The following is a 13875-nucleotide window of genomic DNA, read 5'->3' on the forward strand; positions in this document are numbered from 1 at the left end:
GAGCCAACCCGATGAAGGGTTTTTTGCAGCGTGTCTTCAATCGACGCAAGGAAACACCGATTTCCTATGAGGAAGCCAAGGATATGGCCGCCAGCACGGCAGCGCATGTGCGCGGCACCCTTGCACAGCGCCATGACACCCGCCCGGAAATTCTTTATTTTCTGGCCAATGATGCCGAACCTTCGGTGCGGCGCCATGTTGCCGAAAACGAAGCCACACCGGTTCAGGCGGATTTACTGCTCACGGACGATAAAGATGATGATGTTCGCGGTACGCTGGCGCAAAAAATCGCCAATCTGTCAGACGGTTTAACGCCCAACGAAACCGACAAACTGCGCCGTATGACCTATCAGGCGCTGGAGAAACTGGCACGCGACCAGGCCATTCAGGTGCGTCAGGTTATTGCCGAAACGCTCAAAGACCTGATCAATGCCCCGCAACCGATCATCAGCCAGTTGGCCCGCGACACCGAAACTGTGGTGTGTGGTCCGATTCTGCAATATTCGCCGGTTCTGACCGAACTTGACCTGCTTGAACTGATCGAAACCAGTACCGCATCAGGGGCGCTCAGCTTTGTCTCCCAGCGCCGTAATCTAAGCGAACGCCTGTCTGATGCGATTGCGGCCAGCACCGACACCGATGCCATTTCGCATCTTCTGGGGAACCGGTCGGCCCAAATTCGCGAAGAAACCCTTGATCAGCTGATTGATCGCGCCCCCGATATTGAGGATTGGCACGAACCCCTGGTGCAGCGCCCGGCCCTTGGCCCGTCCGCAGCCGGGAAACTGGCCCGCTTTGTTGCCCAGAACCTGATCTCGGTGCTTGAACGCCGCAAGGACCTTAAAGAAGACCAGCTTGCTATGGTGCGCAAGGTTGTGGAGCGCCGGATCGAAGCCGGAGAATTTAGCACCGCCCTCGCCCGTCAGGACAAAGAGGATAAAGACCCCAAAAAGAAAGCTTCCGGAAAGGACAAGAACGCAGCCCCGGCAGAGGAAGACGCAAGCTCCAATGAAACTGCGGCCTATCTGAAGGCACTGGACCTGCACGCCAAAGGCAAGCTGACGGATGCGCGCATTTCAACCGCGATGACCGAAAACGATGTTAAATTTGCCCGTGCTGCCCTGGCGGTTCGCGCCGGCATTCCCGCCGAGGCCGTTGCCAAGGTGCTTAACACCCATTCGGCCAAAGGGGTGGTTTCATTGGCATGGAAAGCAGGCCTGCCAGCGGATCTGGCGGTGAAAATTCAGGTGAAACTGGGCCATGTCCCTCCCGGTCAGGCGCTAAACCCGCGATCCGGCAACAGTTATCCGCTCAGCGAGGATGACATGCTTTGGCAGCTTGAATTTTTTACCGGCATGGCCACAGTTGGCGTGCGTTAAAAACAGGTGCCGCCATCATGGGCACCTGTTGCGTTTAAATCGGCGCGTTATCGACCGACGCCCGTCGCATGGAAATATGGGGAATACCATCCTCGTCAAAGGGTTCCCCCTCCTGCACAAAACCCAATCCCTGATAAAACCGTGCCAGATGTTGCTGGCCATTTAAGAAAATGCCCGATTCCGGGAAGTATTTTTGACATGCCAGAATCGACTGCATCATAATGTCACGACCAATTCCCATCCCGCGTAATGACGATGCCGCAACCACCCGGCCAATCGCCGGATCAAGGCCCTGCTGGCTGTGATGCGGGTCAATCCCCGGCGGGACAATCCGCGTCGCAGCGACAACTTGCCCGTCACGCATCCCCACAACATGAAATGATAGCGGATCAAGGCCATCAATGTCGGGGAAAATACAATTTTGCTCGATGATAAAAATCTGTTGGCGCAACATCAGCAAATCGTGAAGTTGCCGTAATTCCATACCGTCAAAACGGCCATGCCACCAAACAACGTTATGCGTTTTCATAAGAACCTGGTCCTGTTACTTGCCACGATGCTCGATGTGGTAAACAAACACATCATCTTCTTGCAATGATGCCAGCAAAACATTACCCGTCATTTCGCAAAATGACTTCATGTCAGCGACAGAACCCGGGTCGGTTGCCATTACCTTGATAACACCGCCGGGCGGAACATCATGCAATGCCTTTTTGGTCTTTAAAACCGGCATCGGGCACATCAGGCCGCGCGTATCCAAAATCAGGCTAAAAGGTTCCCGAGACGAAATTGTCATGGCTTTTCCTTCATATTTTTGCTCATCCGGGCTGTCAAATGACTGCGCCGATGATTTGGCGATTGTTGCATTTGCACAATATGTTAGACTGGCCTTCAATAATCAATCAAACGCTCACGCCTGTGCTGCCGCAATGCAAATCTATCTGCCTATCGCCGAGATGTCGGTAAATGTTCTGCTAATTTTAGGTCTTGGCGGCGGCGTCGGATTTGTGTCCGGATTGTTCGGCGTTGGCGGTGGCTTTTTGATCACCCCGTTATTGATCTTTTTTGGCATCCCGCCAGCGGTTTCAGTTGCGACTGCCGCTAATCAAATTGTTGCGTCCTCATTGTCGGGTGTCATCGTGCATTGGCGACGCGGCAATGTTGATGTCAAAATGGGGCTGGTTTTGCTGGTGGGCGGCCTTGTCGGGTCGTCGTCCGGGGTTGGTGTTTTTGCCTGGCTGCGGTCACTCGGGCAAATCGATCTGGTTATTTCCCTGTGCTATGTCATATTTTTAGGGACCATTGGCGGCATGATGCTGATCGAGGCATCGCGCGCCATTTTCCGCACCCGGCGCAAAAGCGGCAACCTGCGGCGCAGCAAAAAACACCAGCACGGCTTTTTCCATCGCCTGCCCCTTAAAGTCAGATTTTACCGGTCCGGTCTTTATATCAGCGCGTTGCTGCCCCTGTTGGTCGGATTTCTTGTTGGCTTGCTGACAGCTTTGATGGGGGTTGGTGGCGGCTTTGTCATGGTTCCGGCCATGATTTACATTCTGGGCATGCCAACCAGCGTGGTAATTGGCACGTCTCTGTTTCAGATCATTTTTGTTTCGGCCAACGTCACCATTTTACAATCCGTTCAAACACACACGGTTGACGTGGCATTGGCTTTGCTGCTGGTTTCAGGTGCGGTTGTTGGTGCACAATTTGGCGCGCGTTTTGGCGCACGGATCAAGGCCGAATATCTTCGTGCCGGTCTGGCGGCCCTGGTGCTGGCGGTATGTATCAAACTTGCACTGGACCTTGTTATCACACCCAATGACCTGTTTTCCGTTGCGCCGGGGAATTTGTAATGACTGTGTGTTTCCCGGGTTTTACCGTTTCGGCCTTGCCTACCGCACGACCATCTGTGTCTCGCCATCCTCAACAAAACGCAAAAACGATTAAAAATATGCGCCTGCGTATGACCATTATCATGGTGGCAACGCTGCTTTTTGCCGCCATGTCGGTATCAAAACCGGCCAGAGCCGACCCCCTGGTTGTTGATTTATCCAATCATCTGGTCGCGATCAGTACCGGGTTTACCGGCACTGATGTTTTGCTTTTTGGCGCAATCGAAAACAAGGGCGACGTCGTTATTACCGTTCGCGGACCGGAACGCGACGTGGTTGTGCGCCGCAAGGAACGCAAAGCCGGCATCTGGATCAATACAAAAAGTGCTTATGTGCGCAATGTACCGGCCTATTATGCCACTGCCGCCAGCCGCCCGATCGAACTGATTGCCAATGACCGCCTGTTTGCATCCTATCATATCGGGCTGCATAATCAGCGATTTGTCACCACAATGGACGGCGACGACACCGACGACAGCCTGTATCGCGACGCTTTGCTGCGCAACATGGAATATGTCGGGCTGTTTAATGACAAGCCTGCAAAAATCAGTTTTCTGTCAAACCAGCTGTTTCGCACCGATATTCATTTTCCGGCCAACACCCCAACCGGCACTTATTTGATTGATGTATATCTGATCCGCGACGGACGGATTGCCAGCATCAAAAGCACGCCGCTTGTGGTTTCAAAAACCGGCATCAGCGCCGAAATATACGACTTTGCCCACCGTTATTCCGCGCTTTACGGCATTATCGCCGTCATCATTGCCGGGATCGCAGGCTGGATCGCAAGTGTTCTGTTTCGCAAGAACTAAAGCACATTTCCTTTAATATGACGGATATTTTAGCCCTGCGCAAATCCCGCTTTGCTAACGAAAACTAACAGATTTATCACCATGGCAACTGCCTGTCCTGGCTGTCAAGCTGGCATCGTGTTAATTTATTGCATATCCCCATGCAGCAAAACGATTAAAAATAGCTTGGATAATCACCCTTTGATGCGGCACAATTTCACGAAAACATGGTGCGCGTTCGCAGGCTGGCTTGTGACGACACCGCACCCCACCGTAAAATCATCACAGGGCAGGAACAGATATGAACGCCAACCAAGATGATCGAGAATTACTGAGTTCGAATAATCGAACCTTTCTGGTCGTTGTCGATGATAGCGATGAAATGACCAAGGCATTACGATATGCCTGTCGCCGTGCGCAACATACCGGCGGACGGGTCGCGTTGCTAAGCGTTATTGAACCCGCCGAGTTTCAGCACTGGATGGCGGTTGGCGATTTGATGAAGGAAGAAGCCCGGGAAAATGCCGAAACCCGGATCAATGACCTCGCCGGTTATGTTCATGAACAAACCGGGTTCATGCCGCTGTTGTTTATTCGCGAAGGGCGGATCAAGGACGAACTTTTAAGTGTTCTGCAAGAAGAACAAATTTCCATTCTTGTCCTTGCTGCCAGCGCCAATAACGAAGGCCCCGGCCCGCTGATCACAGCACTGACAAAAAGCGATGTGGTCGGTCAGCTTCGCCTGCCCCTGACCATCGTGCCCGCCGCTTTATCCGATGCCGATATTGACGCGCTCAGCTAAAGAACTTTTCTTTTAAAACGGCCTGAACATTTTGTCAGGCCGTTTGCTGTTCTAAAAAATCCATATAGGCAATAAAGGATTCTTTCTGTCCGAAAAGAACGTGCGAGCGGGTGCGAATGGCCTGTGCAATAACCGAACGGCGACGTTTATCGGTTGCCAGCGTCAGCGCGGTTTCAACATAATCGGCCGAATTATAGGCCACACAGTCAAACACCGAAATTTGCCGATAACAAGTATGGCTACGGCGCGTTCGGGCTTCCTTGCCTGGCAGCGTCACCAAGGGCACACCCAGCCCAAGACAATCAAACCCCAGCATGGCATCGTTCCAGGCCGGGCTTTCCAGCACCACGTCAACCGCACCAAGCAATGACAGCATTTCGGCCCGGTTGCGCACATTCACAAACCGCATCCGCCCCGCAACATCGCCATGATTAACCGCAAAACGCCGCCCCCATGCCGCGTCCCAGGTGTCGCGCTCTGGCGCAATCAGCAACAATTCGGCGGTTTCATCAAGGCGCAAAATTTCAGCAATCAGCGGGTCAAAATCGGCACTTAGCACGTCAAGCGGCTGCGGGCATAAATAGCTGTTGCGGTCTTCGTCAATGCGCCATTGGCGTTGCAAATCGCGCGGCGAATGATCGGGCACCGATGGGCATTCGCCATTCACAAACAGGCCCGGCAACCGCACCAGTTTTTCGGTATAACGTGCTTCGCCGCCTGCAGCTTCCCAGTCATCGGCGACAAAATGGAAATCCATATTTGAAAGCCCGGTGGTTGCAGCAATACCACCGCCAGCCACCTGTATCGGTGCCAAACGCCAGCTTGCCAGCAACATGGTATAGGCATCGGCCTGGGCATCGACATAATGCAACACATCAAATTCAAGCCCGGCAATGACCCCGGCAGAATGTTTCGGGTCCAGCGGCAGGCGCACCACCAAATCGGCATTCACATCAATGCGCGATGTAATGTCGTCTTCTCCCAATGGCGGGCGCACAACAGTAATGTCAAACCGGTCCCGATCCAGGGCTGCAACAAAACCGGCAATCCAGCGCCCGATACCATTATCGCACATATTGGCCGAAACAATGCCCAACCGGACTTTTCGCCCCTGTGTCGAAACCGGGTCATGAACCGCCGGAATATCAGCATCTGCGGTTAACTGTTCCCAATATCGGCCTACCGCCATCAATTGTTCGTCGCCTTGCGGGCGCAATGCCGCGCGCCATACCGGCGGAAACCGGGTCAGGGTCATCGGGTCGATACGGCCAGGGGCAGCAGGTGTCCCGTTTTGTTCGTCTGATAAAATCGCATCTTCAACGATGTCGCGAACGACTTCGTCATTTTGGGCATTTATATCTGCGGGAACCGGCGAAAACAGCAACCGCCGCGCGGTGCGAAACAAGGTGGCGTCATTGCCATTGCGAATTTTGCGATCAATGGTTTTTTGCAAAACCTCGTGTGCCATTGCCGCATCGGTTTGTTCTGACAGCTCTACCGCCAGCCGAAACACCGCATCATCGCCACCGCCCGCACCAATGGCCGCGCCAAACCGTTCAACGGCTTCGTTATGGCGGCCCGAAAGACTTAACCCCTCGCCCATCATCAGTAACAATTCCGGGTCATCGGGGTAACGGCGTACCAGCGGGTCCAGGGATGCAATGGCCTCGGCCCCCTGGCCTGTCCGCAAATTCAGCAAGGCCAGCGTGCGACGCGCCCCTTCGGCTGCGGGGTCCAAAGCCAGCACCTGGCGCAGGAAATGCAGGGCACCCGCGAATTGACCCAATCGAAATAACGCCTCGCCATACGTCGTTAATGCCGTTTTATGGCCCGGCGACAGGCGCAACGCCCGGATCAACGGGTCGGTTGCCGATACCGTTCGCCCCTGATCGAGCAAAATTTTTCCCAAAAGAACCTGTGCCATAACAATATCGTCGCGCAATGATAAAGCCAGCCGACACGCGGTTTCGGCCCCGTCCAAATCGCCACTGTCGCGCAGACAGGCCGCATAATTGGCGTTGATATCGGCACTGTCCGGGGCAAGGTCGAGCGCGATGAGATAGTTTTCGCGGGCATGGTCGAGATCGCCAAGATCACGATAGGTATTGGCAAGGTTGCAATACAGCGCCGCCGAGTCCGGGCACAGGCGAATCGCCCGCTTGAACGCGCCCACCGCGTCGCGGTTTTTGCCAGCAGCCTTTAAGGCCCGTGCATGGTCGTGCTGAACTTCCGCATTGCTGGCATCGGCAATGGCAGCCCGCCCCATCCGTTCGGCGGCAATATCAAAGCGGCCCTGTTTAAGGGCAACCAACCCGGCAAGATGCATGGGTTCAACCGCTTGCGGGTAAGCAAGCGTCAATATGCGGCAGGCATCTTCGGCCTCCGCAAAATGACCGGCCTCGAACAAATCAAGTGCCGAATAAAACATCTCGCCCAGGTCAGACAATGAATTTTCAACCATTCGATCAGAACGCACATAGATATTCATGCGCGAACAATAACGACGAAGCGTTAACAAACCACGCAATTCAAACGCGAACAATCAAACAGATGGCGGCAGGTCGGATCAATGATGATTTTATACCTGCCGGGTCAAAAAATCTGATTTTCTGAAATTCCGGTTTCGCTGACGTTTAAAACTTTCCAGTCCGCTGTCTGGGCATTAATCAGCCCTCCCTGACGCAAACATTGTGCAAGCAGGCCATTTTGCCGCAACGCCTTTAAGCCGCGATTCAAAACCGCAATAATTTCCTGTGCTCGCGCATCTTTACGCGACACCATAAAATGCTGGGAACCAGGCATTGCCACCTTTACACCCGGTGCTGGCACCAGCTTTTCCCCGTCAAATTCGCGCATCATGTCGGCCCGTGGCGAAAATTCCAGCAAAGTAAAATCAACGCGCCGCTGCGCAATCAAATGATACATCTGCGCCGTGGTGCTGACCGGATATAAACTGGCAAGTTCCATGTTTTTCAACACCTGCCAGTCCAGCCGCCAATGCGGGTTGGTCGCGGCAATCAAGGGCCGGATATCGCCAATGTCGCGAATGTTGTGCAATGACGTATTATCAGGCAAGCCATAGACCCCCTTGAACAATTCGCCTGACCGGATAAAGGCGTCACTTTTCAGGACCAGGTCATTGTTATCTATGTTGAAATTCCAGTCGGCCTTAATCGTTGCAACCCCGGTTTCAACCATCATTCTGCTGCGCGCCGAATTGGGGGAATCAATGCCGACCAGTCGCACATCCATGCCCCCGGCTTTCAGGGTTTCTCGCAACAACACATAGTTGGTCAGTGAATTGTTATTGTTGTTCGGGCTTTTGCACCGGTCGCAGAAACCACTTGATTGCGGGTCATCATAGCATTTTTGCACCCCTTCAAGATCGGTTGATCGCACCGGCACAATCAGGGGCGGATCGGCCTGCGCATCATTTAATGCCCCGCCAACGATCACGGGCAATAAACCGGCAACAACTGTTACAAAGCCGTTGTTTAATATGTGCCAACACCGCATTTACGCCCCCCTTAACCAGGTGGTCCAGACAGTAGCATATTTTTATATCGTGCCATCATACGCGATGTTCAACTTTTGCGTTAGACACAAAACGAGAGTACGTAGGCGCAGGTAAAAACGGGCCTGCACCTGGCAAGCCCGCTTGTAAAACCAAGTCGTCTGGTCAGAATATTCAGGAACTATGCTGGTAATAGCGACCAAAACGGTTGGCCAAAAAGTCGTTCAGGGCAACCTGTTCTTGCTGGATATATCCCTTGCCCGGCAAGGTTCCGGTCAACACCATATCCATCACCGCGCACAAACCTGCCGATGTCGTCACCTGAATGGCCGACCATTGACGCAGGCCAATTTTGGTGCCATGCACCTTGCGAATGAAGTTTTCTTCGCACAAATACCCGTCACGTTCGCCCACGGCATCGGCAAATATCACAATCACATCCTGGCTGGTGATCGGCAGGGATTTTTCAAAAATATCCTTCAGCAATTCCGGGCGTTGCCCCAGTGCCAGATCTTCAATCAGGATTTTCAAAATCTCCTGATGGCCGGGATAGCGCACGGTTTTGTAATCCAGACTGTCGAGCTTGCCGTCGAGCATGTCGCACAGCGCACCAACACCGCCTGATGTATTGAACGCTTCGTATTCGGTGCCATCAAGGGTGAAACGCTCGTATCCTTCCAGCGGCAAAACCTCGATCCGTTTGCCTTTATGGATCGCTTCGCACGGGTTGAGATATTCGTTAATCAAACCATCGGTCGACCATGTCAGGTTATATTTAAGGCGATTGGTCGGGTTTTGCGGCAAAGCCCCCACGCGCAGGCGCAAACTGCGAACCTTGTCAAACCGCTTGAAAAGGTCGTGTGCGGCGATCGAGATAAAGCCCGGTGCCAAACCACATTGCGGCACAAACGCCCCGTCAGCGCCCTTTGAAATTTCGCGAATGGCACGGGTGGTTTCCACATCTTCGGTGACATCGAAATAGGATGCGCCAATATCACGGGCAACACGGGCAATGGCAACATTCAAATAAAACGGGCATGTCGACAAAATGGCATCATGCCCGCTCGCAACCTCACGCAAGGCAGCTTCGTCGGTCACATCGACCTTCACCAGCTTTGCGGCACCATCTGGCGCGCACACTTCAAGCATCTGCCCGTTCGCATCGGCCAGGGTCACCGCGTAGTCACCAGTTTCATGCAACATAACAGAAACGATACGGCCAATTTTGCCCGCACCCAGAACCAGAACTTTTTTCATTGCCATCTCCCGATAAGATATTGCCGCCTGAAACGACGATCATGGATCGTTGGGGTTTGAATAATTTTAATCTCTGAATGTTCTGCCTCTGGACTGCCGGAAACAACCCGGCAATACTGTCAATCCGTTAAGTTTTTCCGTCATATTTATGGGTAAAACCGTTGAAACGCCAAATCGATGACATCGACCGCCGCCTGATCGCCCGCCTGCAACAAGATGCCCGCCTTCCCACAGCGGCCCTTGCCCGCGACGTTGGCCTGTCGCGCAGTGCCGTTCAGGAACGCCTTGCAAGACTTGAAAGAAGCCAGGTCATACGCGGATATACTGTTATTCTAGGGCAAGAAGCCCGCCCGCGCCTGCTCGCCGAAGTCATGATCCAGGTTGAACCGCAAAAATCGGCCGGTGTTGTTGGTGCCTTGCAAAAAATTCCCGGCTGCATTCGCTGCCTGGCGATTTCCGGTGAATTTGACCTGATTGCTGAAATTTGCGCCGATGCCCCCGAAGAGCTTGACCAGATGCTGGATCGCATCGGTACATTGACCGGCATCAAGCGCACTTCAAGTTCGATCATTCTCTCAACAAAGTTTGATCGCCGCCAAACCCCGTAAATCCATTCCCAAAGCCCCCCAAACACAATAGGATTACAGGGCAAATTTCGCTTTCCGCCACCATGCCAAGGCTTTGATACGTGAAAATAAACCGGCGTTTTTCTGTGCTGAGTGTTCTTCTGGCAAGTTTTGTTGCCACAAGCATTGGCGGTGTTGGCATTGCCTTATATCTGGGGCTGAATGCTGCATATGAAAACACACGCAATCTTTGGGTGCTGGTTGCTGATAACGAACTGATTTCGTTACAACAAGCCATGAAAGATCGCATGAAAAATGTCGGGGCACGTGCCAACTGGGTCGCATCCCAGGTAACACAGGGCCGCCTTGACCCGGACTTTGATCTGGGCTGGGACAACACCATGCGCGCCCTTGCCGCCGATGAAATGAATGTGATGGCCTATGGCCTGATTAAAGGGTCTCGTCAGTTTTTCGGCTATAATCCGCGCGACATGACCTAAATTCGCCGCCTCCTGCCGGTCGACGACATGTTGATATCGGAAATTTCGCAATTGCGCGAACCCACCAACAATAAAACCAGCTTTCCCCGCTGGGATGCGTATTTTAAACAACCCGTGATTATTGACTGGGTGCCGCTGTTTCGCAACGGCCACTATCTGGGCACCTTTGTTCAATATCTGTCGCTATCAAACCTGTCGCACAATCTGGTCCGTGGGCGCGAAAATTCACCCGGTGTGCCCTTTATCATTATTTCCGGTAATCGGGTTCTGGCCCATCCCATGCTGCAAAGCTGGGGGGATCATGTGGCTTCGGCGCTATCAGATGGTGCCGACCAGATCGAACGAAGCCCGGTTCCCCTGCCGCGCACCGTTGATATCGGCGATCCGGTTCTGGCCAATCTGGGCCAATCAAAGAAAATGGATTACCCCGCCTATAACAAAGGCACCAGCACCAGTGACGTCCAGATTTCCGGGCTGGATGTAAATGGTCAATATTCCGTCATTGTCACCAAACAGATCTCTGGAACCCCGTTTTCACCGCTTATCATCGGCATTCATTTTGAAGAAAGCCTGTTTGATGCTGAATTTGACCGGCTGGTCCTGACTTCCATCCTCGGGGCGATTGTGCTGGGTCTGTCGATCGTTCTCGCGGTGTTTCTTGCGCGTCACTTTACCCGCCCTATCCGCCGCTTTGCCGCTGCCGCCCGCAGCCTGGAAGCAGGCCATCTGGACCTCACCCCCACCCTGACGGGCAGCCGTATCCGCGAATATGACGATGCCGCCCGCTCTTTTAACCATATGATTATTGCCCTGCGTGACCGCGAACGCATCAGCAGCCTGTTTGGTAAATTCCTACCGCCCTCGATTGCCCGTGAATTGCTGGCATCCGGAACAGATTCGGGCGTTTTACCCCCGCAACAGCGCGACGCGACGGTCCTGTTTGTTGATATTGTCGGCTTTACCAGCATGTGCGAACAGCTTGACCCGGCAAGTATCGTTGCAATGCTAAACGCCTATTTCGATACAGTTACCAATATTATCGAAGATCACGGCGGCATCATTACCCAGTTTCAAGGCGACGCCGTGCTGGCCGTTTACAATGCGTTTGATGATTTAAACACCCATGCCGACGCCGCCCTTGATACCGCGATCAACATTCAAAAGGCGGTCAGAAACCAGTTGTTTGACGGTCAGAAAATCAGCTGCCGGTGTGGCATCAATACCGGCCCTATGATTGCTGGCAATGTTGGGGCAACCGACCGCCTGTCCTTTACGGTACATGGCGATGCTGTGAACAGCGCATCGCGGCTTGAGTCAGAAAACAAACGCTTTGGCACCCAAATCCTGCTTGCAGACAGCACCCGCAATCAGCTGTCAGACCCGGACCGGGTAACAGTTGCAGGCGACATCCTGTTGCGTGGCCGCAGCCAGACAACCGCAGTTTATACTGTTCGCCCGACTATCATCTGATCATACATCGTCGGCACTGCCAGCATCACCCCAAGCGCCAGGATGGCATCAGCGATAAATATAAACAGATGCGCGAAATACAAAACGCCACCATCGCTAGGATGGTGGCGTTTTGTAAAACCTGTTTTTCCGTCCGTAAGGGAATTAACCCTGACGTGCTTTAAAACGGGGGTTCTTTTTATTGATGACATATACGCGGCCACGGCGGCGCACGATACGGCAGCCTTTTTCCCGCAGCTTCGCGGATTTCAATGAGTTCCGGATCTTCATAACAGTAAACCTTAGAAACTTTGGCCCTATTGGGAGCCGGGAAAATAGAAGGCACCCCAGTCCCTGTCAACACTTAAAACGCAATAATTTTGCCTCAAGTTGTCAACCGGGCTGTGTCAGTGCGTTAGTCGTGCGTTGCGTAGAACCGATAATAGGCCAGTTCACCATTTTCAAGCATTTTTACCCTTCTCATCCACATTTCCATGTCATCTTCGAGAAAAGCGGTGAAATCGGGGTCCAAACCGCTTCTTTGAAGCTCGGCGAGAAAAACTATCCAGGCACTTTTGATCTGTGAGACATGCAATTCGGTTTCATCTTTGGCGATGCGAATATCAAATCGCAGCTTTCCGAGCACGTCTTTGTAACGATCCGCCGTCCATGGATGAGGTTTTATGTCCTCTTTTTCGACCCATTGACGATAATTTCCCGAAGACTCGTCAGCTTTTGCTGTCACCACATAATCGGTAATCAGCAATTGACCCTGTTCGCGCAGCGATTCGGTCAGCTTTAAAAGAAAGGTATCCTTCTTCTCGACAAGGAACATTTCCCCAAACGAATAGACCACATTGAAATACTTGGCGCGAAAATCCGGTACCAGCGGATCATATTGCTGAACAGGCACCTTTTTCTGACTGCCCGTCGCAACAGATCTCTCCATCCCCCGCAGGGCAAGTTCGCCATCCTGTTCCAGTGCCGTAACCCAGACTCCGAATTTGTCGGCCAACAGTCGGGCAGTCCCGCCAAGGCGCGCCCCGATTTCAAGGCAGCTCATGGTTTCGTCAAGCGCCAATGGTTTTGCCAGCTCCATCGCATATTCATGCCCGCCCGGCTTCATGATGCCGCGATCAAACAGTTTGCCATAAAGCTTCAGGCGTTCTGGCGGCCAATTCCCGACTTCGTCATCAAGGTCAAGTTCACCGGCTTCTTCTTCCACCGGCATCGCGGCTAAAACCATCATCCGTTGCAACCAGCGCCGATAATCGTCTAGTTGCTGTTCCATCAGATAATATTCAACCGGGTCATCGTACCCTTCCCAGCGCGCACGAAGGCGCTTGCGAAAAGGCACCTTGACCGCTTCCGTCACCGCAAGCGGGTCATCTTGTGAACCGGCATCGTCGATATAGGGATTGGCATTCGATGATTTTCGTTGCCAGAACTTGAATTTCAATGGCATCGCCCGCTTGTGTTAAATTGTTCGACATTCATGCCCCCCCATCATCAATGATCCCCCCGGCAAGGTAAAGGATGAAAGCATGGCAACACAGCGCACCACAGAGGCCCTCTGGTCCGACCCATAACCACAAAAGCAATCATAACTAGCATACCAATGCATTTGCATTCCTGATAAAACACAAACAAGTGTGGCGCCAAACGCCCTGATATTTCACAATATGCCTGCCTGTAATGGCGGCACTGCCTGATAAACGGCGTTCT

General features: G+C 52.9%; 14 protein-coding genes. 7 read left to right on the forward strand and 7 right to left on the reverse strand.

Annotated features, from left to right (window positions below):
* Positions 1-11: 11 nt before the first annotated feature.
* A complete protein-coding gene (locus AAC086_RS01675) occupies positions 12-1379 on the forward strand; it encodes a DUF2336 domain-containing protein (protein WP_339774487.1) in 1368 nt (455 codons plus the stop codon).
* A gap of 34 nt (positions 1380-1413) precedes the next feature.
* Here the strand turns inward: AAC086_RS01675 and AAC086_RS01680 are convergent, their stop codons facing one another.
* On the reverse strand, positions 1414-1908 hold the full coding sequence (locus AAC086_RS01680; protein WP_339774488.1) for a GNAT family N-acetyltransferase: 495 nt from the start codon (positions 1906-1908) through the stop codon (positions 1414-1416).
* Between the two features lie 15 nt (positions 1909-1923).
* Positions 1924-2175 carry a sulfurtransferase TusA family protein gene (locus AAC086_RS01685; protein WP_339774491.1) on the reverse strand — a complete coding sequence of 84 codons (252 nt, stop codon included), beginning with the start codon at positions 2173-2175 and terminating at the stop codon, positions 1924-1926.
* A gap of 133 nt (positions 2176-2308) precedes the next feature.
* Here AAC086_RS01685 and AAC086_RS01690 point away from each other — a divergent pair, with 133 nt between their 5' ends.
* The 3 genes from AAC086_RS01690 to AAC086_RS01700 all read left to right on the forward strand — a co-directional run bounded on the left by AAC086_RS01690 (position 2309) and on the right by AAC086_RS01700 (position 4864).
* Complete coding sequence (locus AAC086_RS01690; protein WP_339774493.1) at positions 2309-3232, forward strand: sulfite exporter TauE/SafE family protein; 924 nt, start codon at positions 2309-2311, stop codon at positions 3230-3232.
* A gap of 98 nt (positions 3233-3330) precedes the next feature.
* A complete protein-coding gene (locus AAC086_RS01695; RefSeq protein ID WP_339774495.1) occupies positions 3331-4083 on the forward strand; it encodes a TIGR02186 family protein in 753 nt (250 codons plus the stop codon).
* Between the two features lie 280 nt (positions 4084-4363).
* On the forward strand, positions 4364-4864 hold the full coding sequence (locus AAC086_RS01700) for a universal stress protein (protein WP_339774497.1): 501 nt from the start codon (positions 4364-4366) through the stop codon (positions 4862-4864).
* A gap of 34 nt (positions 4865-4898) precedes the next feature.
* Here the strand turns inward: AAC086_RS01700 and AAC086_RS01705 are convergent, their stop codons facing one another.
* The 3 genes from AAC086_RS01705 to AAC086_RS01715 all read right to left on the reverse strand — a co-directional run bounded on the left by AAC086_RS01705 (position 4899) and on the right by AAC086_RS01715 (position 9635).
* Entirely contained in the window at positions 4899-7340 is a 2442-nt protein-coding gene (locus tag AAC086_RS01705; protein WP_339774499.1) for a tetratricopeptide repeat protein, read from the reverse strand.
* Between the two features lie 116 nt (positions 7341-7456).
* Positions 7457-8380 carry a hypothetical protein gene (locus AAC086_RS01710; protein ID WP_339774502.1) on the reverse strand — a complete coding sequence of 308 codons (924 nt, stop codon included), beginning with the start codon at positions 8378-8380 and terminating at the stop codon, positions 7457-7459.
* A 172-nt stretch (positions 8381-8552) separates the two neighbouring features.
* Complete coding sequence (locus tag AAC086_RS01715; protein ID WP_339774504.1) at positions 8553-9635, reverse strand: saccharopine dehydrogenase C-terminal domain-containing protein; 1083 nt, start codon at positions 9633-9635, stop codon at positions 8553-8555.
* A 161-nt stretch (positions 9636-9796) separates the two neighbouring features.
* Here AAC086_RS01715 and AAC086_RS01720 point away from each other — a divergent pair, with 161 nt between their 5' ends.
* The 3 genes from AAC086_RS01720 to AAC086_RS01730 all read left to right on the forward strand — a co-directional run bounded on the left by AAC086_RS01720 (position 9797) and on the right by AAC086_RS01730 (position 12171).
* Positions 9797-10243 carry an Lrp/AsnC family transcriptional regulator gene (locus tag AAC086_RS01720; RefSeq protein WP_339774506.1) on the forward strand — a complete coding sequence of 149 codons (447 nt, stop codon included), beginning with the start codon at positions 9797-9799 and terminating at the stop codon, positions 10241-10243.
* 104 nt (positions 10244-10347) lie between these two features.
* Positions 10348-10701, forward strand: coding sequence for a hypothetical protein (locus tag AAC086_RS01725; RefSeq protein ID WP_339774509.1), 354 nt, complete (start codon positions 10348-10350; stop codon positions 10699-10701).
* 27 nt (positions 10702-10728) lie between these two features.
* Positions 10729-12171 (forward strand): adenylate/guanylate cyclase domain-containing protein, encoded by a 1443-nt coding sequence (locus AAC086_RS01730; RefSeq protein WP_339774511.1) that lies wholly within the window; start codon positions 10729-10731, stop codon positions 12169-12171.
* 144 nt (positions 12172-12315) lie between these two features.
* On the opposite strand, the gene ykgO is transcribed toward AAC086_RS01730, so the two are convergent.
* Together ykgO and AAC086_RS01740 are read right to left on the reverse strand one after the other, a co-directional pair.
* Positions 12316-12441, reverse strand: coding sequence for a type B 50S ribosomal protein L36 (gene ykgO, locus AAC086_RS01735; protein ID WP_007090004.1), 126 nt, complete (start codon positions 12439-12441; stop codon positions 12316-12318).
* A gap of 124 nt (positions 12442-12565) precedes the next feature.
* A complete protein-coding gene (locus tag AAC086_RS01740; protein ID WP_339774513.1) occupies positions 12566-13609 on the reverse strand; it encodes a phosphoethanolamine methyltransferase in 1044 nt (347 codons plus the stop codon).
* Between the last annotated feature and the right edge of the window lie 266 nt (positions 13610-13875).

Source organism: uncultured Thalassospira sp. (genome assembly GCF_963976115.1).
GTDB lineage: Bacteria > Pseudomonadota > Alphaproteobacteria > Rhodospirillales > Thalassospiraceae > Thalassospira.

Bases quoted from the DNA above. Each gene is read 5' to 3' on its own strand.
- AAC086_RS01675 (WP_339774487.1), top strand. From the start codon at position 12: ATGAAGGGTTTTTTGCAGCGTGTCTTCAATCGACGCAAGGAAACACCG.
- AAC086_RS01680 (WP_339774488.1), bottom strand. From the start codon at position 1,908: ATGAAAACGCATAACGTTGTTTGGTGGCATGGCCGTTTTGACGGTATG.
- AAC086_RS01685 (WP_339774491.1), bottom strand. From the start codon at position 2,175: ATGACAATTTCGTCTCGGGAACCTTTTAGCCTGATTTTGGATACGCGC.
- AAC086_RS01690 (WP_339774493.1), top strand. From the start codon at position 2,309: ATGCAAATCTATCTGCCTATCGCCGAGATGTCGGTAAATGTTCTGCTA.
- AAC086_RS01695 (WP_339774495.1), top strand. From the start codon at position 3,331: ATGCGCCTGCGTATGACCATTATCATGGTGGCAACGCTGCTTTTTGCC.
- AAC086_RS01700 (WP_339774497.1), top strand. From the start codon at position 4,364: ATGAACGCCAACCAAGATGATCGAGAATTACTGAGTTCGAATAATCGA.
- AAC086_RS01710 (WP_339774502.1), bottom strand. From the start codon at position 8,380: ATGCGGTGTTGGCACATATTAAACAACGGCTTTGTAACAGTTGTTGCC.
- AAC086_RS01715 (WP_339774504.1), bottom strand. From the start codon at position 9,635: ATGAAAAAAGTTCTGGTTCTGGGTGCGGGCAAAATTGGCCGTATCGTT.
- AAC086_RS01730 (WP_339774511.1), top strand. From the start codon at position 10,729: ATGTTGATATCGGAAATTTCGCAATTGCGCGAACCCACCAACAATAAA.
- ykgO (WP_007090004.1), bottom strand. From the start codon at position 12,441: ATGAAGATCCGGAACTCATTGAAATCCGCGAAGCTGCGGGAAAAAGGC.